Source organism: Pseudomonas sp. WMBT8 (genome assembly GCF_050916005.1).
GTDB lineage: Bacteria > Pseudomonadota > Gammaproteobacteria > Pseudomonadales > Pseudomonadaceae > Aquipseudomonas.
Genome location: NZ_CP188096.1, coordinates 1199481 through 1222153, shown reverse-complemented (window position 1 = coordinate 1222153; position 22673 = coordinate 1199481). Strand labels below are relative to the sequence as shown.

The 22673-nt window shown below is 63.9% G+C and carries 11 protein-coding genes; 6 read left to right on the top strand and 5 right to left on the bottom strand.

Features of this window, described 5'->3' with window-relative positions; translation table 11 throughout:
* Positions 1-2 precede the first annotated feature (2 nt).
* The 5 genes from nagA (at position 3) to ACO77H_RS05260 (ending at position 12240) form a co-directional block, all read left to right on the top strand.
* Positions 3-1109 (top strand): N-acetylglucosamine-6-phosphate deacetylase, encoded by a 1107-nt coding sequence (gene nagA / locus ACO77H_RS05280; RefSeq protein ID WP_170042955.1) that lies wholly within the window; start codon positions 3-5, stop codon positions 1107-1109.
* On the top strand, positions 1090-2112 hold the full coding sequence (locus ACO77H_RS05275; RefSeq protein WP_169956649.1) for an SIS domain-containing protein: 1023 nt from the start codon (positions 1090-1092) through the stop codon (positions 2110-2112). Before nagA ends, ACO77H_RS05275 begins: the two co-directional genes overlap by 20 nt.
* A 36-nt stretch (positions 2113-2148) precedes the next feature.
* Entirely contained in the window at positions 2149-4659 is a 2511-nt protein-coding gene (gene ptsP / locus ACO77H_RS05270; RefSeq protein ID WP_432755118.1) for a phosphoenolpyruvate--protein phosphotransferase, read from the top strand.
* A gap of 26 nt (positions 4660-4685) precedes the next feature.
* Complete coding sequence (gene nagE / locus ACO77H_RS05265) at positions 4686-6383, top strand: N-acetylglucosamine-specific PTS transporter subunit IIBC (RefSeq protein ID WP_169956653.1); 1698 nt, start codon at positions 4686-4688, stop codon at positions 6381-6383.
* 112 nt (positions 6384-6495) lie between these two features.
* Positions 6496-12240: a dermonecrotic toxin domain-containing protein gene (locus ACO77H_RS05260; protein ID WP_432755117.1), complete on the top strand. Its 5745-nt coding sequence runs from the start codon at positions 6496-6498 to the stop codon at positions 12238-12240.
* A gap of 77 nt (positions 12241-12317) precedes the next feature.
* Here ACO77H_RS05260 and ACO77H_RS05255 read toward each other — a convergent pair whose 3' ends face one another.
* Complete coding sequence (locus ACO77H_RS05255) at positions 12318-12629, bottom strand: YqfO family protein (protein ID WP_169956665.1); 312 nt, start codon at positions 12627-12629, stop codon at positions 12318-12320.
* A 4-nt stretch (positions 12630-12633) separates the two neighbouring features.
* Positions 12634-16530 (bottom strand): phosphoribosylformylglycinamidine synthase, encoded by a 3897-nt coding sequence (purL, locus tag ACO77H_RS05250; RefSeq protein ID WP_169956698.1) that lies wholly within the window; start codon positions 16528-16530, stop codon positions 12634-12636.
* 287 nt (positions 16531-16817) lie between these two features.
* Between purL and mltF the strand changes: the two genes are divergently transcribed.
* Positions 16818-18278 carry a membrane-bound lytic murein transglycosylase MltF gene (gene mltF, locus ACO77H_RS05245; RefSeq protein ID WP_432755116.1) on the top strand — a complete coding sequence of 487 codons (1461 nt, stop codon included), beginning with the start codon at positions 16818-16820 and terminating at the stop codon, positions 18276-18278.
* A gap of 138 nt (positions 18279-18416) precedes the next feature.
* Here the strand turns inward: mltF and ACO77H_RS05240 are convergent, their stop codons facing one another.
* The 3 genes from ACO77H_RS05240 to ACO77H_RS05230 all read right to left on the bottom strand — a co-directional run bounded on the left by ACO77H_RS05240 (position 18417) and on the right by ACO77H_RS05230 (position 22625).
* Entirely contained in the window at positions 18417-18701 is a 285-nt protein-coding gene (locus ACO77H_RS05240) for a PTS transporter subunit EIIB (RefSeq protein WP_169956669.1), read from the bottom strand.
* A 2-nt stretch (positions 18702-18703) separates the two neighbouring features.
* Positions 18704-21235 carry a phosphoenolpyruvate--protein phosphotransferase gene (gene ptsP / locus ACO77H_RS05235; RefSeq protein WP_432755115.1) on the bottom strand — a complete coding sequence of 844 codons (2532 nt, stop codon included), beginning with the start codon at positions 21233-21235 and terminating at the stop codon, positions 18704-18706.
* A gap of 169 nt (positions 21236-21404) precedes the next feature.
* On the bottom strand, positions 21405-22625 hold the full coding sequence (locus ACO77H_RS05230; protein ID WP_170042961.1) for a maltoporin: 1221 nt from the start codon (positions 22623-22625) through the stop codon (positions 21405-21407).
* Positions 22626-22673: the final 48 nt, after the last annotated feature.

The following is a 22673-nucleotide window of genomic DNA, read 5'->3' as shown; positions in this document are numbered from 1 at the left end:
CCATGTCCGAAGACAATATCCTCACGCCCCACGGCTGGATTCGCGGCCGCCTGGTGCACCACGAAGGCAAGGTCAGCGCCGTCGAAGGCGTGCCTTGCGACCCGGCCGACAATGACCTGCCCTACCTGCTGCCGGGTTTTATCGACCTGCATGTGCACGGCGGCGGCGGCAAGGACATCATGGAAGGCAGCAGCGCCTTCGAGACCATCACCCGCACCCATGTGCGCTTCGGCACCACCTCGCTGCTGGCCACTACCATGACTGCGCCGGTCGAGGAAATCTCCCGGGTGCTCGGCGAACTCGGCCAGTTCTGCGAACGGCGCCCGGCCGGCAGCGCCCGGGTGCTGGGCGTGCATCTGGAAGGCCCCTACATCAACCCAGGAAAGCTCGGCGCACAGCCCAACTTTGCCCACACCGCATTGATGGCCGAGGTCGAGGAGTACCTGCGCCTGGCACCGATCCGGGTGATTACCATTGCCCCGGAAATCGCCGGGCATGACGCTTTGATCCGTGCCCTCAGCCAGCGCGGCGTGCGCATGCAGATCGGCCATACCCTGGGCAGCTATGAAGAAGGCGTCGCTGCGCTGGCGGCCGGCGCCACCAGCTTCACCCACCTGTACAACGCCATGAGCCCGCTGCATCACCGCGAGCCGGGCATCGTCGGCGCCGCCCTGGCCCACGCGCAATACGCCGAGCTGATCCCGGACCTGTTGCACGTACACCCCGGGGCCATGCGCGTGGCCCTGCGTTCGATTCCCTGCCTGTACTGCGTCACCGACTCCACCGCTGCGGCGGGCATGCCCGACGGCGAATACAAGCTGGGCAGCCACACCGTGACCAAATGCCTGGGCGGCGTACGCCTGGCCGACGGCACCCTGGCCGGCAGCACCCTGACCATGGATCAGGCGCTGCGCAACCTGGTGAAGATCGGCCTGCCCATCAGCGAAGCCTCACAGCGCCTGTCGCAATTTCCTGCGGATTACCTGGGCCTGGAACAACGCGGCCGCCTGCAACCGGGCAGCTTTGCCGACTGCGTGCGTCTGGACCGCTCCCTGCACCTCACCGACGTAATGGTCGAAGGAGAAACCATTGACTTCAAAAATGCTTGAAGAGGCCCTGTCCTCCTGTGAGGCCGTCGCGGCCCAGCTGCAATGCCTCGACCCGCTGCTGGCCGAGGTTGCCGGCCGCCTACGCCGCCAGCCGCCGCAAGTGGCGATGACCGTCGCCCGTGGCAGTTCGGACCACGCCGCCAGCTACTTCGCCTACCTGACCATGCAGCACGTGGGCGTGCCCGTGGCGTCGCTGCCGATGTCGGTGGTGACCCTGGCGCAGGCGCCGCTGAAAGTCAGCGGCCAGGCGGCCTTCGGCTTCTCCCAGTCGGGGCAGAGCCCGGACCTGGTTAACAGCCTACGCCTGCTGCGCAAGCGCGGGGCCTTGAGTGTGTCGATGGTCAATGCCGAAGATTCGCCCCTGGAAGCCGCCTGCGAATTCCATGTGCCGCTGTGCGCCGGCCCCGAACGCAGCGTGGCCGCGACCAAGAGTTTTATCGCCACCTTGAGCGCCAGCGCCCAGTTGGTCGGCCACTGGAACCAGGAAGACGGCCTGCTCGAAGCCTGCCACGCCCTGCCTGCCGGCCTGCGCGAAGCGGCGACCCAGGACTGGAGCCTGGCCATCGACGCCCTGCGCGATTGCCAGCGCCTGATGGTCATCGGCCGTGGCGCCGGGTTTGCCATCGCCCAGGAAGCCGCGCTCAAGCTCAAGGAAACCTCGGCGATCCAGGCCGAAGCCTTCAGCAGCGCCGAAGTGCGCCACGGGCCGATGGCGTTGATCGACGACAACTACCCGCTGCTGGTGTTTGCCCCGCGCGGCGCCGAACAACCGGGCCTGCTGACCCTGGCCACGGAAATGCGCCAACGCGGGGCCCGGGTGCTGCTGGCCGCGCCCGACGATATTGCCGAACGCGACCTGACCCTCAGCCGCGCCGAGCACCCGGCACTGGACCCGATCCTGGCAATCCAGAGTTTCTATGTGATGGCTGCAGGCCTGGCCCAGGCCCGGGGCATGGACCCGGATCAACCCCGCCACCTGAGCAAAGTCACCCGCACCCACTGAGTTGGTTTCTGTCGTTTCCTGATGAGTACCGTGCCCATGCCCGACAATAATAATGACCTCACCCTCAGCGCCCCCCTCAGCGGGCCGGTGCTGACCCTGGGCAACGTGCCTGACGACGTGTTCGCCAGTGGCGCCATGGGCGACGGGATTGCCATCGACCCCCTCAACGACTGCCTGCATGCGCCGTGCGCGGGCGTGGTGATCCACGTTGCCCGTACCGGCCACGCCCTGACGATCCGCGCCGACAATGGCGCCGAGGTGCTGCTGCATGTAGGCATCGATACCGTCCAATTGAATGGCGAAGGCTTTGCCCTGCTGGTCAAGCAAGGCGCGCGGGTCAGCAACGGGCAGCCCCTGGTGCGCTTTGACCTGGACCGCATCGCCCGCCAGTGCAAAAGCCTGGTCAGCCTGATCATCCTCACCAACGGCGGGCAGTTCGAGTTGCGCCCGGTGGCCGTCAATACGGTCAAGGTCGGCGAAGCCCTGCTGCGCATCGTTGCGCGTCAGCCTGCCGCCGTGCAGTCTGTGTCCGACAACTCCCAGGCACATGCCAGCGCCAGCGTGCGCATTACCCATCGCGGCGGCCTGCATGCGCGTCCCGCAGCCCTGGTTCGCAAGACCGCCCAGGGTTTCAGCAGCCAGTCGCAGCTGCATTTCGCCGGCAAGTCGGCGTCGTGCGCCAGCCTGATCGGCCTGATGGGGCTGGGCATTGGTGAGCAGGACGAGGTACAGGTCACCTGCCTGGGCAAGGATTGCGACGCGGCGTTACAGGCATTGGTCGCAGCCCTATCGGTCACCACCCACGAACACGAGCAGGCCCCGGTGATCGTGACTGCGCGCCCGCTCAATACCGAAGCGGGCGTATTGCAGGGTGTGTGTGCCGCACCCGGCCTGGTCTGCGGGCCGCTGTTGCGGCTGCACACCATCGAGTTGCCGCAAGACCCGGGCAACCACATGCGCGAAGAACAATTGCAGCACCTGGACAGCGCCCTGGAGCAGGTACGCGGAGAAATCCGCAACACCCTGGAGCACGCCCGCCAGCGCAAGGCCGTCGAGGAAGAAGAGATCTTCGCCGCCCACCTGGCCCTGCTGGAAGACCCAACCCTGTTGGAGGCCGCCACCGCCGCCATCGAGCACGGCAGCGCCGCCACCCATGCCTGGCGCGATGCGATCCAGGCCCAGTGCGCGGTGTTGCTGGGCTTGGGCAAGCCGTTGTTTGCCGAACGCGCCAACGACCTGCGGGACTTGCAGCAACGGGTGCTACGCGCCCTGCTGGGTGAGGCCTGGCAGTTCCAAATGCCTGCCGGGGCGATTGTCGTCGCCCATGAATTGACGCCCTCGGACCTGCTGCAACTGAGCGCGCAAAATGCTGCCGGCATCTGCATGGCCGAAGGCGGCGCCACCTCCCACGTGGCGATCCTGGCCCGGGGCAAAGGCATGCCGTGCGTGGTCGCCCTGGGCAGTGCAGTGCTGGAGGTGCCGCAAGGCCAACGGGTCGTGCTGGACGCCGGCAATGGGCGCCTGGAACTCACCCCGGACGATGCCCGCCACGCCCAGGTCCACCAGATTCGCGAGGCGCAACAGCAGCGGCGCCAGCAGCAACAGGCCCAGGCCCAGGCAGCGGCCAGCACCCTGGATGGCGTGGGCATTGAAGTGGCCGCCAATGTCGCCTCCAGCAGCGAGGCGCAGATTGCCTTGGCAAACGGCGCCGATGGCGTGGGGTTGTTGCGTACCGAGTTTCTGTTTGTCGACCGTCGCACCGCACCCGACGAGCAGGAACAACGCCAGGCCTATCAGGCGGTGCTGGATGCCATGGGCAACAAATCCGTGATCATCCGCACCATCGACGTGGGCGGCGACAAGCAGCTCGACTACCTGCCCTTGCCCGCCGAGGCCAACCCGGTGCTGGGCCTGCGCGGTATTCGCATGGCCCAGGTACGCCCGGAGTTGCTCGACCAGCAACTGCGCGCCCTGCTGCAGGTCTGCCCGCTGCAGCGCTGCCGGATCCTGTTGCCGATGGTCAGTGAAGTCGACGAATTGCTGCACATCCGCCAGAGCCTCGATCAGCTGTGCGCCGAGCTGGAACTGACCCAGCGCCCGGAACTGGGGGTGATGATCGAAGTGCCGGCCGCCGCGTTGATGGCCGAGCAACTGGCCGAACATGCGGACTTTTTGTCGATCGGCACCAATGACCTGTCCCAGTACACCCTGGCCATGGACCGCGACCACGCCGGCCTGGCCGCGCGGGTCGACGCCCTGCACCCGGCGCTGCTGCGCCTGATCGCCCAGACCTGCATTGGCGCGGCGAAACACGGGCGCTGGGTCGGGGTGTGCGGCGCCCTCGCCTCTGACCCGCTGGCCACCCCGGTGCTGGTGGGCCTGGGGGTGCGCGAGCTGTCTGTCAGCCCGCCGCAAATTGCCGAAATCAAAGACCGCGTGCGCCACCTGGACGCCGCGCAATGCAGGCAACTGAGCCAGGGCCTGCTCGACCTGAGCAGCGCCAGGGCCGTACGCCAAGCCTGTCAACACCACTGGCCGTTGAGCTGACAACAACAAGAAAAAGGAGACTCGCCATGTACCAACTGTTTATTGAAGGCCTGCAACGCCTGGGCCGTGCGCTGATGCTGCCCATCGCCATCCTGCCGATTGCCGGCCTGCTGCTGCGCCTGGGTGATACCGACCTGCTGAACATCGCGGTGATGCACGACGCCGGGCAAGCGATCTTCGCCAACCTGGCGCTGATCTTCGCCATCGGCATCGCCGTGGGTTTTGCCCGCGACAACAACGGCACGGCCGGGCTGGCCGGGGCCATTGGCTACCTGGTGATGGTCTCCACCCTCAAGGTGATGGACAGCACCATCAACATGGGCATGCTCGCCGGGATCGTCAGCGGGCTGATGGCCGGGGCGCTGTATAACCGCTTCAAGGACATCAAGCTGCCGGAGTACCTGGCGTTCTTTGGCGGGCGACGCTTTGTGCCGATTGTCACCGGGTTTTCGGCGGTGGGCCTGGGGGTGATCTTCGGGTTGATCTGGCCGCCGGTGCAGCACGGCATCAATAGCTTCGGCGTGCTGCTGATGGAAAGCGGCAGCCTGGGCGCCTTTGTGTTCGGCGTGTTCAACCGCTTGCTGATCGTCACCGGGCTGCACCATATCCTCAACAACATGGCCTGGTTTGTGTTCGGCAGCTTCACCGACCCCGCCACCGGCGCGGTGGTCACCGGCGACCTGACCCGCTATTTTGCCGGCGACCCCAAAGGCGGCCAGTTCATGACCGGCATGTTCCCGGTGATGCTGTTCGGCCTGCCCGCAGCGTGCCTGGCGATGTACCGCAACGCCCTGCCGCAGCGGCGCAAAATCATGGGCGGGATCTTCCTGTCGATGGCCCTGACGTCGTTCCTGACCGGGGTCACCGAGCCGATCGAATTCGCCTTCATGTTCCTCGCGCCGTTCCTGTACCTGCTGCATGCGCTGCTCACCGGCCTGTCGATGGCGGTCACCAACCTGCTGGATATTCACCTGGGCTTTACCTTCTCCGGAGGGTTCATCGACATGGTCCTGGGCTGGGGCAAGTCCACCAATGGCTGGCTGGTGTTGCCGGTGGGCCTGGCTTACGCGGTGATCTACTACAGCGTGTTCAACTACTGCATCCGTCGCTTCAACCTGAAGACCCCGGGCCGTGAAGATAGCCAGGTGGCACAGGCCGAAGCGATGAGTGATCACCAGCGGGCCAGTGCCTATATCCGCGCCCTGGGCGGTGCCGACAACCTGCTCAGCGTCGGCGCCTGCACCACCCGCCTGCGCCTGGACATGGTGGACCGCAACAAGGCCATGGACGCCGAACTCAAGGCCCTGGGAGCGATGGCCGTGGTGCGCCCGGGCAATGGCGGCAGCTTACAGGTGGTGGTGGGGCCGATGGCCGACAGCATTGCCGATGAGATTCGCCTGGCCATGCCGTCGTTTGTTGCATCGGCGCCCGTGGCGGTTGTGCCTGTGGATAAGCCAGTCATGGTGAATGTGCAGGAGGCCGAACAATGGCTGGGCGCCTTGGGCGGCCGGGCGAATGTACGCCAGCTGGAAGCGGTGGCGATGACGCGGTTGCGGGTGGAACTGGGGGATGATTCGGTGTTGTCCGAAGCTCAGTTGACCGCACTGGGTTGCCAGGGCGTGAGCCGGCTTGAAAGTGGGGTCTGGCACCTGTTGATCGGTGACAAGGCAGCGGGGTTGGGTGAGGCCTTGGAACGGTTGGTTAGCCGCCCGGTCAACGCCTGATCCGAACGGACGCAGAGCGTCCAGGGCGGCGTACCGCTACTTATCTACCGCCCAGCCAAACGCACAACTCCCCATGCTGAGGGTTCTTACCTCAAGCATGGAGAGCGTGCCCGTGAGCACAACACCCCAGACCTTTGAAGGCATCAAAGGCCACCTCAACCAGATCAGCCATCACCTGCTCCAGGTCGAAGCGCCGCTGTTGCCCGAACAAAAACCTGTTGCCGAACTGGCCTACCTGGAAAAAATCAATGGCCAGCTGACGCGCTACCGCCAGCAATACATGAACAAGAGCCAGGTCCTCTATATCGGTATCAAAGCCAACGTCCTGCCCGCCCGTGTGGCGACACTCAAGACCACCCTGAACACGTACCTGCAACAACTTGATCGCGACGAGCAGATCGACGGCAAACCACGCAAGTCCTATATGACCTTCGAAGCCGGGTTCAGCGCCCTGGCCCATGAAACCAAACTCAGCGCCCAGGACCGCCTTCTGCATCCGCAACAACAGGCCATGCTTGAGCGGGTGCCCCTGGGCAGCACGCAACGCCCGGGCCTGTACGCCCTGTCGTTCCAATACCAGGAGCGCACCGTCGAATTGGCCGGCGCCTTTGTCCTGACTCAGCAATCCAGCCCGCTGGTCGCCGACCTGGACGCCGGGCCAGCGGTGGGTGAAGTGATGCTGTTCACCCCCTCCCGCGGGATCGCATCCTTCAGTTCCCTCGCCCAACTCAACCGGCATCTACTGCAAGGAATGGACGACGCCGAGCAACGTCGCGACTTCATGCAACTGCTGCCCGTGCGTTATCGCGATGTCAGCCCCGAGGCCATCTGGCCGCTGCAACTGGCACCGATCAGCGACAGGCCGCTGTTTGAACACACCTACAACGCCCTGATCGACAAGCGCACCCAGGACATCGAGCGCGCCTTGAGCCTGGTGGACAACCCCACACAGAGCCCCGCGCAACTGATCAGTGCCCTGGACCGCGCCATTGCCGGCGCCTTGCCGGACCTGCGCGCGCGCCTGGCGTGGCGCGCGCGCCGCTTGCTGGAGCGCCACCTGCGCCACAGCGCGCCGGACTGGTATCGCAGCGCCAGCGAAGCGCGGCGCGCCACCCTCGCCACCCACCTTTGGCACTACAACGAAGCCCGCCAGGACCTGCTCGACCTGCTGGGCCCGGTCACCACCCCGCAGTCCCTGGCCCGCTACCAGTTGCTTGAACGCCTGAGCGACGAGCTGGACATTCAGGACCTGGCGCCAGAGCACCTGTTGATCAACACCCGGCGCTATGTCTACCCCATCGGCGAGTATGAACATGATCGCAGCCTGGTCGACCTGGCCCTGCGCGGGTTGCAAGACGGGGATGCCCTGCCGGGCTCGGACTTCCTGAACAAAACCACGCTCACCTATCAGGGCGCGACACTGCCCACCGCCTACCAGGACCTGACACCCGCCTGGCTCGCACAGACGCTGGCCACCTTACAGCCGCGTATCGACTTTGCCGACGCGCAACGGCAAATGCATGCCAAACCAGAAGTCAGCCGTAGCATCGAACGGATGCTCGACCAAAGGCTCACCGCACTGGCCTACACCGCCCTGCTGCAAGGCCACCTCAGTGACGAGGACTTTCAATTGGTGCAGGACCTGCGCCAGGGCACCAACCCGCACCTGAGCGCCGCCACTCTGTCGCTACATGCCGCTCAATTGCAGGACCTGTGGGTACTGCGCCAAAGCGATGCGAGCGGCGCAATCATCCGCCTGTTGCTGTGCACGCCCGAAGCGCCGCGCGCGCAGCAGTTCATGGCGTTTGACAGTGAACTCGCCTGCCAGAACCACATCCTCGGCTGGAGCCTGGACAATGGCAGCAAACACCCCCCGGGTACCCTCACCGACTATCTGATCAAGCGCGTCGCCCTGCGTTTTCGCGGGGCCATGAAGCAAGTCTTGAGCGGCCTGAGCTTCAAGTTCCACGACCAGGAATACCAAGAGATCGGCTTTGGCAATATCGGCAGCCACGCCATGTGCCTCAAGGCGATGTCGGCCCATGTGCTGGCGACCCGCATCGACGACTATGAATTCGGCACCCCGAGTTGGTACCGATCCGCCAGCGTCGACAACCGCCAGAAGCTGTTGAAACTGGCCGAAGACAGCGAGGGCGCGCTGCTCACCTACAATGAACATCCGTTGTCTGACGCCCGATTTCCCAGCTTTACCCATTACCTGCATGAACAGGCGAGAAAAAGCCTCAACGACTTGCTGGACCGCCCCCAGAACGATGTCGACCCGGACACCGTGTGGGCCTTTTCACCGCCGTCGTTGCTCGGCGCGCTGACCCCGCCGCCCCTGACTTACACCCAGCTGTACCGCGATGGCTACGCCGACGGCGTAGGTTTTCTCGACGAGAAATTCTCGCGTTCGGCTCGTTTCAAAGGCCCGCCCGGCGTTGACTTGAGCCAATTAAGCGCAGAAAAAATTGCACGCTCGGTCACCGGCACCTGGGTCGGCGAGCGCTACATCAACCAGGTCAAGACCCGCTTGCTCAACACCGGCAGCACCGACTATGCACTGCGGCGCAATGCCACCTTGAGCATCACCCAGCACCAACTGCAGAACGCCGCCCTGGAGTGCCGGCTGGAGGGGTATATCGCCGGGGTAGACTGGACGTGGTTGCAACGCAGTATTGCGAGCATGCACGACACCGCCGCCCAGACCCGTGGCACCTACGCTATCCATCGCCTGCTGGTGGATGGCGAATGGGTGATGGGCAACCTGCTCTTCAGCCATGGCGATTTTCCGACGTTGCTCTACACCCCAAACGCACCGGACGGCATCAGCTTTCGCGAAGCGCGGCTGTTCAATTACCGGTTGAAAAAGATTCCCGGCATGGTGGGCTATTTCACCCTGCGGGTCGGCGCCCAGTCCCAGGTGCGGGTCCGGGCCTTCCTGGAAAACGCCAAGGCCCAATTACCCGAAGACCTGAGCCAGACCGACACCAGCCCGGCACGCTATGACTCGACCCACGGGCAACCCCCGCTGCAGGATCTACGCGAGGCCCTGTACAACATGCCGTTGCAGCGCAAGATCGATGACGTGCAAGGCACCACGGTCAATCGCAACCAAATGATCAGCGCCATTTTGTGGAACTGCGTGGAGTGGGTCACCGCGATTGCCACCGCGCCGTTTCCCAGCCTCAGCCTGAGCCTGGGCATGCTGCTGGCATTCAAGGACGGCATGCTGGCCCTGCACGCGTACCAGCAGGGCGATACCGGGGCGGCACTGGAACACTTGCTCGGCTACGTGCTTAACAGTGCCGGGGCCGCCGTCACCGATTTGCGCCCGGCCCTGGCCTCGGTCAAACAGCTCGCCCGGCCGGGCCTGCGCCAGGTCACCAGGAGCCACGCTGCACCGAGCGAAGCGGTGAGGCTGGTGCAGCCCCTGCAACCCAAGCCCCTGGCGCTGGAAAATATGCAAGCGGTGCTGTTCGAAGGCCAGGCGCTATGGGCCAAAACCGTTCCGGACCCGATCGGCCGTTACCTGCTGTATCGACTGGATCCTGTCACCGGCAGGCTGGTCTCCACCACTCGGGTGGCCGCGCCAGATAGCCAAGGTGTGTGGCGCCGCACCGGGGTCACTGGTGGCGCACCCAAGTACGAAAAACTACCCGAGCCCCCCGAACCGCTGAAAGCCTATGAGATGCCACCGAGCTATGCCCGCGATCTGGGTAAGGCCATCAATCCGGATACACGCGCACAGATGCTGCTGAACACGAGTGAGTTAGTGGGCTCAGAGGGGGTGGCCAGGGGCGTGCTCGCCCTCGACCTTAACCCGCTGCGTACGGTTTACCTGCAACAGGTCGAACGCCTGAGCACTGACGCCCAGGACTTTTTCACCCAACTCACGCCTTTACCGGCGCGCACCGCTCCCGCGGCCGTGGACGCCAGCACCTCATTCGCGCAACTGATCGCCAGCGATGCGTTCAGCGGCAACAAAAACCTGATCATTGGCGCAATACCGGGCTCCATCGCCAGTAAACAGCTGCTGATCACGCAGATGGATGCCTTGGTCAGCAACGGCTTCAAACACTTGTACATTGAGTACCTGCCCGCCGATGCATTCCGCACACGCCTGCAGCGCCTGCATCAGGGTAAAACCTGGGAAAACATTCGCCAGCATCTCGAAGCGGTCGACAAGGGCTTTGGTCTTGCCCCGGACGCCGAATACTCCTACCTTGCCCTGGTACGCAAGGCCAAGGACAAGGGCGTGAAGATCCTGGCCCTGGACGCTTCTACCTCCTACTTGCTGGACGATTTCCTGCAAATGCGCGACACCCCGCCGACCATCCCGCGCAGCAACAGCATCAGGAATTTCTACTCCCATAAAGCCATCGGGGCCGATGCCCTCGTCGAACAGGACGAACGTTGGGTGGCCCTGGTGGATCACAGCCGCCTGCGCACGTTCGAGGGCACGCCGGGCCTGGCCGACTTGCAAGAAGCAGTGGCCCTGCGCGTGGAGGATGTGGCGGCGGGCCAGCCGGTGGGCCTCTGGGTCGACACGCCCGGCGCCATAGCCGGTGCCCCGTTGGCCAAGGGCGATTATCGCTTGGCCCTGCACACGGCGTACAAGGAGCCCGGGCAAGCCGCTTCTGCCAGCGTCGCGTCTACGACGGACGTGACGCACTTCAGCGACTACGATATCCCCCACGCCTTCCGGGACAGCATCAGCCGGCAAAGCACCGCCGGCCGTGGGCTGGACAGCAACTACGCCTCACCGATCGCCACCGAGCAAAGGGCTTTCAGCGTCTTTCTGGACGCCCGAGAGCGCCTGAGTCGCGATGCGGCGGCTTACCTGGAGCAGCATGTACCGCCAGCCAGGCCCGATCCCTCCACCCTGGGCACACCGGCCACCCCGCAGGCGCTGCTCGAACGTGTTGGGAGCAGCGAGTTTTCCGGGCTGGTGGTCGGTGAAGCGCACCAGGCGCAGTCGAGCAAGCGCTGGCTGCGTGAACATATGAAAAAGCTCAAGGAACAGGCATTCAAGACGCTGTACGTAGAACACCTGTTGACCGATATGCATCAGCAAGATCTGGATCTGTTCCTGCGCACCCAACACCTGCCGGACAACCTCAAGCGCTACCTGGCCATGCTTGATCGCGGCCAGATGCCGCACTACAAGGGCAAAAATTCCTACACTGAAGTGATCCAGGTCGCGGCCAGGCATGGCCTGCGCATCCGTGCCCTGGACTGCACCGCCAGCTATAACGTCAAGGGCCTGGAGGATGGCGATCTGGGGCGCAACCAGATGTTCAGTTACTTCGCGTCAAAAGTAATCCAGGCCGACCAGGCAGCACAGGGCCCGCACAAATGGGTGGCCTTTATTGGCAGCGCCCACACCAATAACAACCTGGGCGTGGCCGGGCTTGCGGAACTGCAAGGTGCAGTCAGCCTGCATGTGCGGGATACCGCCCCGGCGCTGGCGCAGAATATTCGCCCGGGGACCTGGGAGGTTTCGACCTCGGGCATAAAGCCGTTCAGGCGGGCGTTACGCGGCGACCTTGTTTTAGAAGCCGGTGTGGAGGGGATTCGTGCGCCAGCGCCCTTTGTCCCGGTAGACCGTCGTCGATTGAATCTCGCGGGCCTGTACTTGATCGAACGCCCGTCGCCTTCGCAGACCAACCTGCTGCACCGCTCGCGCAGCGGCGAAATCGTGTCGACGCCGATCAAGGTCGACCACGACGGCCTGTTCTATGTCGAACGCTGGGCGCCGATGCAGGGCAAGCGTTTCAGCTACGAAAACACGTTGATCAGCGCCCTGGAGGTGGAGGTGGGACTAAAACCTGCGCCAGACATCACGAGGCTTTGATTTCGGCGATCTGACAGGCAAAAAAAACCCGCTGGCCAGTTTGGCCCAGCGGGTTTCTTGTTCTAGCGGCCAGCGGATCAGAAATCCGCCAATTGCCAGACCTCATAAGCCGGTGTCTCGTAGGGATGACTCAGCTTCAACGCAGCAACTACCGCCACGATCAACGCATCGGCCACCACCAGCTCAACCTTCCATTCTGCAACCACCTCGACCTGGCCCACCTGCCCGATAAACGGCTGGCTGCCATCCATCGCGCGGAACTGGCCGCGGCCCAGCACTTGCCAGGCACAGTTGTCGTAGTTGCCGATGCGCCCGCCACCGGCCGCGAAGACGGCGCTTTTCACCGTCTCCACATGGCTGTCGGGCACAAAGAAGCTGAGCTTGTACACCGCCTTAGTTCACCCACACACGAGCGTTACGGAACATGCGCATCCACGCGCCGTCTTCGTTCCACTCTTCCGGGCGCCACGAGTTCTGCACGGCGCGGAACACCCGCTCCGGGTGCGGCATCATGATGGTCACGCGACCGTCGCGGCTGGTCAGCCCGGTGATCCCGCGCGGCGAGCCGTTCGGGTTGGCCGGGTAGCTTTCGGTGACCTTGCCGTGGTTGTCGACAAAACGCAGGGCCACGGTGCCGGACAGATCGGCTTCCAGCAACGCTTCCTCGCTTTCGAACTCGGCATGGCCTTCACCGTGGGCGATGGCAATCGGCATGCGCGAACCGGCCATGCCTTGCAGGAAGATCGAGTTCGATTCCTGCACCTGCACCATGGCCACACGGGCCTCGAACTGCTCGGAACGGTTACGCACAAAGTGCGGCCAGAACTCGCTGCCCGGGATCAGTTCGCTGAGGTTGGACATCATCTGGCAACCGTTGCACACACCCAGGGTGAAGCTGTCGTTGCGTTCGAAGAAGCCCTGGAACGCATCGCGCGCGCGGCTGTTGAACAGGGCCGATTTGGCCCAGCCTTCACCGGCACCCAATACGTCGCCGTAGGAGAAACCACCGCAGGCCACCAGGCCCTTGAACTCATTGAGGTCGACGCGACCGGCGAGGATATCGCTCATGTGCACGTCGATCGCATTGAAGCCTGCACGGTCGAACGCGGCCGCCATTTCCACCTGGCCGTTGACGCCCTGCTCACGCAGTACGGCAACCTGTGGCCGGATGCCTTTCTTGATGTACGGCGCGGCGATGTCCTGGTTGACGTCGAAGCTGAGCTTGGTGCTCAGGCCCGGGTTGTCTTCTTCCAGGATCACGTCGAATTCCTGCTCGGCACAGTCGACGTTATCGCGCAGGCGCTGGATCTGGTAGCTGGTCTCGGCCCACTGGCGTTGCAGCAGGCGGCGCTGGCCTTCAAACACGGTGTCGCCGTTGAAGACGATGTTGATCACGCCGTTGTTGATCGGCTGGCCAACCACCGCCACGCAGTCGCCCAGGCCAGCAGCGCTGAACTGTGCAAGCACGTCCGGAGTGGCGTCCTGGCGCACCTGGATCACCGCGCCCAGTTCTTCGTTGAACAGGATGGCGGCGATGTCAGCGGAAGTTTCCGCCAGACCGTCGAGGTTCAGGCTCAGGCCGCAATGACCGGCAAAGGCCATTTCCACGACGCTGGTCAGCAAACCACCGTCGGAACGGTCGTGGTAGGCCAGCAGGTGGCCGTCGGCGTTCAGGCCCTGGATCACGGCGAAGAAGGCTTTCAGGTCTTCGGCGTCATCGACGTCCGGCGCCTGTTTGCCAAGCTTGCCGTGGGTCTGGGCGAGGATCGAGGCGCCCATACGGTTCTGGCCACGGCCCAGGTCAACCAGGATCAGGTCGGTGGTGCCCTTGTCCATGCGCAGTTGCGGGGTCAGGGTCTGGCGGATGTCGGTGACCGGCGCAAAGCCGGTGACGATCAGCGACAGCGGCGAAGTGACGCTCTTGTCGGTGCCCTCATCGTTCCAACGGGTGGCCATGGACATGGAGTCCTTGCCCACCGGAATGGTGATTCCCAGTTCCGGGCACAGCTCCATGCCGACCGCCTTGACGGTGTCGTACAGGCGCGCATCTTCACCGGGGTGGCCGGCAGCAGACATCCAGTTGGCCGAGAGCTTGATATCGGACAGCTTGCCAATGCGCGACGCGGCGATGTTGGTGATGGTTTCGCCAATGGCCATGCGGCCCGACGCCGGGGCGTCCAGCAGGGCCAGCGGCGTGCGCTCGCCCATGGCCATGGCTTCACCGGTGTACACGTCAAAGCTGGTGGCGGTCACGGCAACGTCAGCTACCGGCACCTGCCATGGGCCGACCATTTGGTCACGGGCCACCAGGCCGGTGATGGTGCGGTCGCCGATGGTGATCAGGAAGCTTTTGCTCGCCACGGCCGGGTGGTGCAGCACGCGCTCGATGCTGTCGGCCAGGTCGAGGCTGCTTGGGTCGAAATCATCGCCCAACTCGGCTTCACGTACCGCCGAGCGGTGCATGCGCGGAGCCTTGCCCAGCAGCACTTCCAGGGGCATGTCCACCGGGCTGTTGCCGAAGTGGCTGTCGGTGACGGTCAGTTGCGGCTCGGCGGTTGCTTCGCCGACGACCGCAAACGGGCAACGCTCGCGCTCGCAGATCGCCTGGAAGCGTTCGAAGTCCGCAGGCCCCACCGCCAACACGTAGCGTTCCTGGGATTCGTTGCTCCAGATCTCGTGCGGGGCCATGCCCGGCTCGTCGTTTGGAATGTTGCGCAGTTCGAAACGGCCGCCACGGTCGCCATCGTTGACCAGTTCCGGGAAGGCGTTGGACAGACCGCCGGCGCCGACGTCGTGGATGAAGCTGATGGGGTTCTTGTCACCCAACTGCCAGCAACGGTCGATGACTTCCTGGCAACGGCGTTCCATCTCAGGGTTTTCCCGTTGTACCGAAGCGAAGTCCAGGTCCGCCGAGCTGGTGCCGGTGGCCATGGAGGAAGCCGCGCCGCCGCCCAGGCCGATCAGCATGGCCGGGCCGCCGAGGACGATCAGCTTGGAGCCGACGAGAATCTCGCCCTTCTGCACGTGGTCTTCACGGATGTTGCCCATGCCGCCGGCCAACATGATCGGCTTGTGGTAACCGCGCACTTCATCGCCACGGGGGGTGGTGATGGACTGCTCGAAGGTACGGAAGTAACCGGTCAGGGCCGGACGCCCGAATTCGTTGTTGAACGCGGCGCCGCCCAGGGGGCCTTCGATCATGATGTCCAGCGCGGTGACGATGCGCTCAGGCTTGCCGTATGGCACTTCCCACGGCTGTTCGAAACCTGGGATCTGCAGGTTGGACACGGTAAAACCGGTCAGGCCGGCCTTGGGCTTGGCGCCACGACCGGTGGCACCTTCGTCGCGGATCTCGCCGCCCGAGCCGGTGGCTGCGCCCGGGAACGGGGCAATCGCGGTCGGGTGGTTGTGGGTCTCGACCTTCATCAGGATGTGCACCGGCTCCTGCACCGCGCCGTACTGGCGGGTCTGCGGGTCCGGGAAGAAACGGCCGGCGACAGAGCCGACGATCACCGAGGCGTTGTCCTTATAAGCCGACAGAACGCCTTCGCTGTGCATCACGTAGGTGTTCTTGATCATGCCGAACAGGCTTTTTTCCTGGCTCTGGCCGTCAATATCCCAACTGGCGTTGAAGATCTTGTGGCGGCAGTGCTCGGAGTTGGCCTGGGCGAACATCATCAGTTCGATGTCGTGGGGGTTGCGCTGCAAGCCGTTGAAGGCGTTGACCAGGTAGTCAATCTCGTCTTCGGCCAGGGCCAGGCCCAGCTCGGTGTTGGCCTTCTCGAGGGCGGCGCGGCCACCGCCGAGCACGTCAATCGCGGTCAGCGGCTTGGGCTCGGCGTGGCTGAACAGGCCGCCAGCCTGTTCCAGCTGGCTGACGATGATCTGGGTCATGCGGTCGTGCAGGCTGCTGGCGATCAGCTCGGCCTCGGCGTCGCTGAACTGGCCAGCCACGTAGAAGGCGATCCCGCGTTCCAGACGCTGGATTTTTTCCAGGCCACAGTTGCGGGCGATATCGCTGGCCTTGCTCGACCAGGGCGAGATGGTGCCGAACCGCGGCAGAACCAGGAACAAGCGGCCGGTCGGCTCTTGAACGGGAACGCTGGGGCCGTACTTCAGAAGGCGTGCCAGCACTTGCTGTTCGTCGGCGGTCAAAACGCCGTTAACGTCGGCGAAGTGAGCAAATTCAGCATACAAGCCTGTGACAGCTGGAACCTTCTGGCTCAGTTGCTCAAGGAGTTTGCTGTGGCGAAAGGCAGAAAGGGCAGGAGCGCCGCGCAGGATCAACATCTTCGGGACAGCCTCGGGAAGGGGGTGTGCTTTGAGGCCGTGCATTCTAGCGTAAACCTGCGCCAACGGCACCCGAAACGGCACCGCTGGCCGCTGCCGAACGTCAGTTGGCACCGATTGCACGGTATCGGGGCGTTTTCCAGGGCCGGCGGCGCAGTTATTTTAACCGTCACAATCGCGCCCCAGGCCACGTTTCTGCGGGCTGCAGCACAGTTTCGCGGGCGCTAGCAGACAACGCCGATGCTGTCGAGATATGGCGCCATGGGCCGTTTGCGTATACTGCGCAGATGTTCTCCCCAACTGCTTTGCGCCCGCGATGTGCCAAATGGCTCCTCGCCACCGGACTCTTCCTGATGCTCAGCGCCTGTGTTGATAAGCCCAGCACGCTCGAGCGAATCAAGGAGGATGGCGTATTGCGGGTGGTCACTCGAAACAGTCCGGCCACCTACTTCCAGGACCGCAACGGCGAAACCGGTTTCGAATACGAACTGGTCAAGCGCTTTGCCGACGACCTGGGGGTCAAGCTTGAAATCGAGACTGCCGACAACCTCGACGACCTGTTCGGCCAGTTGGGCAAACCCAACGGCCCGGTATTGGCCGCTGCCGGCCTGGTCAGCAGCGAACAGCGTAAACAGCAGGTGCGCTTCTCCCATGCGTACCTGGAAGTGACCCCGCAGATCATTTACCGCAACGGCCAGTCCCGCCCCACCAACGCAGCGGACCTGGTGGGCAAGAAGATCATGGTGCTCAAGGGCAGCACCCACGCCGAGCAACTGGCCGAGCTGAAAAAGCAGAATCCTGCGATTGAGTACGAAGAGTCCGACGCCGTTGAAGTAGTCGACCTGCTGCGCATGGTCGATGAAGGGCAGATCGACCTGACCCTGGTCGACTCCAATGAAGTGGCGATGAACCAGGTGTACTTCCCCAACGTGCGGGTGGCCTTTGACCTGGGCGACGCCAGCAACCAGAGCTGGGCCGTGGCAGCCGGGGAAGACAACAGCCTGCTCAACGAGGTCAACAGCTACCTCGACAAGGTCGAGAAGAACGGCACCCTGCAGCGCCTCAAGGATCGTTATTACGGGCATGTCGATGTGCTGGGCTACGTGGGCGCCTACACCTTTGCCCAGCACTTGCAGCAGCGCCTGCCCAAGTACGAGAAGTTTTTCAAGACCTCGGCCAAGGAAGAAAAGGTCGATTGGCGGCTGTTGGCGGCCATTGGTTATCAGGAGTCATTGTGGCAGCCGGCGGTCACCTCCAAGACCGGCGTGCGTGGCCTGATGATGCTGACCCAGAACACCGCCCAGGCCATGGGCGTATCCAACCGCCTCGATGCCCGGCAGAGCATCAAGGGTGGCGCCAAGTACCTGGCGATGATCAAGAGCGAACTGGACGACAAGATTCTCGAACCTGATCGCACCTGGTTTGCCCTGGCGGCCTACAACGTCGGCGGCGGTCACCTGGATGACGCGCGCAAGCTGGCGCAAAAGGAAGGCCTGAACCCGAACAAATGGCTGGACGTGAAGAAAATGCTGCCGCGCCTGTCGCAGAAGCAGTGGTACAGCAAGACCCGCTACGGCTACGCCCGGGGCGGTGAGCCGGTGCACTTCGTGGCCAACATCCGCCGTTACTACGACATCCTGACCTGGGTGACCCAGCCACAGCTGGAGGGCAACCAGGTGGTGGAAGGCAATCTGCATGTGCCGGGCGTGGACAAGACCAAGCCGCCGCAAGATACCCCCCAACTCTGACCCCTGGGAACGACCAGACACCACAAAACCCAATGTGGGAGCGGGCTTGCCCGCGATCGCGGTGGGTCAGTTGATGAGTATTTGACTGACCCACCGCTATCGCGGGCAAGCCCGCTCCCACATTTGTTTTGTGGTGTTCTACAGGCCAGTGATCAGATGCACCACCCCGCCCGCCAGTACCATCACCGCCGTGATACCCGCCGCCTTCAGCGCCGCCTCGTCCACCCGCGCCGGGTCCTGTAGCTGCACGCGGATCCGGGTCAATGCCACGCGCTGCTGTGACTTGAGATTACTCGCCCCACCCAACGCACTCAGCACCTCAGGCGCCAGCATCGCATCAGCCGCCGGCTCGGCAACCACCGTTTCTGCCACCAGGTCCGGGGTCAGGGCTTTCCAGAACGCCTGCTGCAATTTCTCGAACATATTCAGTTCTCCACAACCAGTGAGGTTTCCACAGTCGCCGCGTGGTACTGGCTCAAGGCCTCGCGCACCTGGGCGGCTTCTTCCAGGTTTAACACCTGGTGGGCGATCAGTTGGCAGTCCGCCAGGTCCAGCTCACGCACCGTGGCCTTGATGCTCGGGATCAGCGGTACGCTGACGGACAACTCGTCCACCCCCAGCCCGATCAGCATCGGCACCGCCAGCGTTTCGGACGCCAGCGCGCCACACACCCCCACCCACTTGCCGTGGGCATGGGCGGCCTTGACCGTGGTGGCGATCAGGCGCAGCACCGCCGGGTGAAAGCTGTCGGCCTGGCTGGCCAGGCGCGGGTGGTCGCGGTCCATGGCCAGGGTGTATTGGGTCAGATCATTGGTGCCGATCGAGAAAAAGTCCACGTGGGGCGCGAACACATCCGCCATCAACGCCGCTGACGGCACCTCGATCATGATCCCCAGTTTCGGCAATTCAGTGAGCCCCAGGGCCGCCGCTTCCTCTTCGAGGATCTGGCGGGCCTGGCGCAGCTCCGACAGCAGGCTGACCATCGGCAACATGATGTGCAACCGGGCCAAGCCCGCGCTGGCGAGGATTGCCCGCAACTGCTCGCGCAACAGTTCAGGACGCTCCAGGCACAGGCGAATGCCACGCAGGCCAAGAAAGGGGTTGCTCTCGCTGTCCATCGGCACGTAGGCCAAAGGCTTGTCACCGCCCACATCGAGGGTGCGCACCACCAGGTTGCGCTCGGTGCCCAGGGCACCGGCAATGGCGCTGTAGGTCTGGGCCTGTTCCTGCGGGCTCGGCGCACGGTTGCGGTCCAGGTAGAGAAACTCCGAGCGCAACAGCCCCACACCCTCAGCCCCCAAGACCAGGGCTTGCTGCACTTCTTGCAGCGAAGCGACGTTGGCTGTCACCTCGACATGATGACCATCGCGCGTGGTAGCCGCCAAGGCGGCCTGTTGCACATCGCGCTGGTGACGCAACACCTGTTGCGCGCGCGCGGCCCGCAGCCGCTCGATTACCGTCGGGTCCGGGTCCAGGTGCAGTTCGCCTTTATCGGCGTCCAGCAACACTTGCTTGCCCTCGGGCAAGTCCAGGACCTGGGCTGGCACCCCGCACATCGCCGGCAAGCCCAAAGCACGCGCAAGGATGGCGACATGGCTGGTGGCGCCGCCGGCAACGGTGATAAATCCCAACACCTTGCGCGGGTCGAGGCTGGCGGTTTGCGAGGGTGTCAGTTGCTCGGCAATCAGGATTGCCTGCTCCGGCAACTCCCAGGCGCCGTCCTGCACCCCGAGGATCAGCTTGAGCACACGCTGGCCAACATCCGCCATATCGGCGGCGCGTTCGGCCAGCAGGGAGCTGCCGGATTGCTCGAACAGCCCGGCGGTGGCGAGTGTGGCGCTGTTCCAGGCAAAGGCGGCGCTCTTGCCCTGGGCGAGCAGGCCGTGGGCTTGTTCAAGCAGGGTCGGGTCTTCGAGCAATTGCTGATGGGCGCGGAAAATCTCTGCCTGGGCACTGCCGCCGGCCTTGTCCTGCAACACTTGCAGCGCTTGGGTTGCAGCGCGCAAGCCACGTGCCAGGGCGGCATGCTCCAGCGTCTCGCCAGCCCCCTGTTCAGGCACATTCAGCTCGGGCTCAGCCACCTGCACCACCTGACCAAACGCCGAACCCGGCGATGCACATACGCCGCGCAGCACGCTTGCCGATGACAGCGGCGCAACTGGCTCAACCACCTCGGCCACCAGCGCAACGGTTTCGCCACAGCCTTCTGTCAACAGCGTAACCAGCGCCTGGATCGCCGCCGCGGCATCCTCCCCCGCCGCGCTCACTTGCAGGGTATCGCCCCGTACCGTTTGCAAGCCCATGATCGCCACCAGGGACTTGGCGTTGGCGCTCTGGGTTTGCTTGTGCAGGCAGATGCTCGCCTTAAAAGCCTTGGCCGCCTGGGCCAGCACCGCCGCCGGGCGGGCATGCAAACCGTTGGCGTTGGGCAGCTTCAGGGGCTTGGAGAACAGTGCGTCACCCTCCTCCTCGTCATCGTTGGCGGCGCGTATTACCGGCGTCACACGCAACAACGGTTGCCCGGTTTCCACCAACCCCGCGCCCGCCGCCAGCAGCACAAATGGCTCACCGCTGACCACCAGCATCAGGGTCAGCAAGCTACGGGCATTAAGCGCGATAAAGTCGCCATCGAATTCGATCAAAGGCTGGCCCGCCTCGACCCGCTGGCCTTCCTCGACCAGCCGGGTGAAGCCCTTGCCCGCCAGGTTCACGGTGTCCAGGCCGATATGCATCAGCACTTGCACGCCCTGGTCGTCGGTGACGCTGACCGCATGCCCGCTGTCCTGGATATTGCTGATCACCCCGGCCAGCGGCGCGCAGAGGGTCTGCGAGGTGGGATCGATACACACGCCGTCGCCAATCAGGCGGCTGGAGAACACCGGATCCGGCACCTGGTCCAGGGGCAACAGCACACCCGCCAGGGGCGCCAGCAGTTCCAGGGGTTGAGTTGTGGTCATGACATCACCTGCTGTTTGGTTCTGTAAAAAACATGGGCCGAGTACACATCCCGGGGTGAAATGGGCCCCTGTGGTAGCTGGCTTGCCTGCGATTGCATCAACGCGGTCTCATTGGAACACCGAGCCGCCTGTATCGCGGGCAAGCCCGGCTCCCACATAAAGCCGCTGTTTATTTCCACCAGTATTCGACCTGCACACCGAAGTTGGAACCGTGGCGCGCGGTGCCATAGGAGCCGGTGTCGGACAACGCCGAACCCGCCGCCAGTTCATTGGCCGCGCGCTTGGCTGCTTGGTTCCAGGTGGCATAGGTGTAATACAAGCGCACCTCCGGCCGCGCCCAGAAATCCGGGCCCTTGGGCGACCAGGTCGGGGCGAAGGTGAACTTGCTGAGTTTGCGCGTACCACCGCTGGCATCGACCTGATCGTGGCCCAGTTCGGTGACCAGCTTGAACTGTTCGCTGATGGCATACGCCGGGCGCACACCGACAGACATCCAGGTCTGGTCCTGGCTGCCGGGGCGCACGTCTTTCTGGTACACCGCCTCCACCTGGCCGCCAAAACGCGGGGTCACTTGCCAGTCAAAAAACTCCACCGCGCGGTAGCTTTTGCTGCTGCGCTCCAGAGCTGTATTCCCGGTGTAGCCCAGGCCGGTGCCCGGCCCTTCGCCGTACTGCAGGGCGAACTTGTTCTTGCCACCGAGGAACGCGGCCTGCACATGCTGCGCAGTGAGGGCCCAGCCGCTGTGGGTGTCGCGCCCGCCCGCCTGTTCGATATAGCTCAGGCCCAGTTCCAGTTCGCCGCCGGGGTTGGTCTTGAAGCCTGCGACGTTGAAGTCGTGACGGGTGGCGTATTGCTTCTGGTACAGGTTGTCCTTGCGCGACAGGGCGTAGCTGTACTTCAGATCGCCGATCAGCACGTCCTCGATGCCGCCGCCGGTGGCGCTCTGGTTCCAGTAGTAGAAGTCGGAAATATGGATGTCGTTACGTTTGTAGTAGCGCCGACCGGCCCACAGTGAGCCGCCGTTGAGGCTGGGCATGTTCGACCATTGCGCATACATCTGTGGCATGCGCGCCGAGCCGTTGTTTTCGCCCTGGAACTTCAGTTCGCGGTCGTATTTGTTATACAGCGAGGCCATGGCATCCACGCTCAGCACCGAACCGTCGTCCAGGGTGAACAGGTCCTGGCGCAATTCCAGCTCGGCATATTGCTCGCATTCGTTACCCAGCCGGTACTTGGATTGAGCGCCCGGCAGTTGGAAACATTGCTGCGGGCCGCTGCCGGTCGAGGTGCCGGCGCCGCTACGCAGGTAGCCGGCAAATTCCAGGGCGTGGGCCGCCAGGGGCAGGGTCAGGCAGGATGCGACGAGGCCCAGCTTTATTGTTGTTTTCATGAAGCGCTCCATTATTTTTTTTATTTTTTCCCTGTCGGAGCCGGCAAA

What these genes read in the sequence shown, in the direction of transcription:
- nagA (WP_170042955.1), top strand. Translation starts at nt 3, where the DNA reads ATGTCCGAAGACAATATCCTCACGCCCCACGGCTGGATTCGCGGCCGC.
- ptsP (WP_432755118.1), top strand. Translation starts at nt 2,149, where the DNA reads ATGCCCGACAATAATAATGACCTCACCCTCAGCGCCCCCCTCAGCGGG.
- nagE (WP_169956653.1), top strand. Translation starts at nt 4,686, where the DNA reads ATGTACCAACTGTTTATTGAAGGCCTGCAACGCCTGGGCCGTGCGCTG.
- purL (WP_169956698.1), bottom strand. Translation starts at nt 16,530, where the DNA reads ATGTTGATCCTGCGCGGCGCTCCTGCCCTTTCTGCCTTTCGCCACAGC.
- mltF (WP_432755116.1), top strand. Translation starts at nt 16,818, where the DNA reads ATGTTCTCCCCAACTGCTTTGCGCCCGCGATGTGCCAAATGGCTCCTC.
- ACO77H_RS05240 (WP_169956669.1), bottom strand. Translation starts at nt 18,701, where the DNA reads ATGTTCGAGAAATTGCAGCAGGCGTTCTGGAAAGCCCTGACCCCGGAC.
- ptsP (WP_432755115.1), bottom strand. Translation starts at nt 21,235, where the DNA reads ATGACCACAACTCAACCCCTGGAACTGCTGGCGCCCCTGGCGGGTGTG.
- ACO77H_RS05230 (WP_170042961.1), bottom strand. Translation starts at nt 22,625, where the DNA reads ATGAAAACAACAATAAAGCTGGGCCTCGTCGCATCCTGCCTGACCCTG.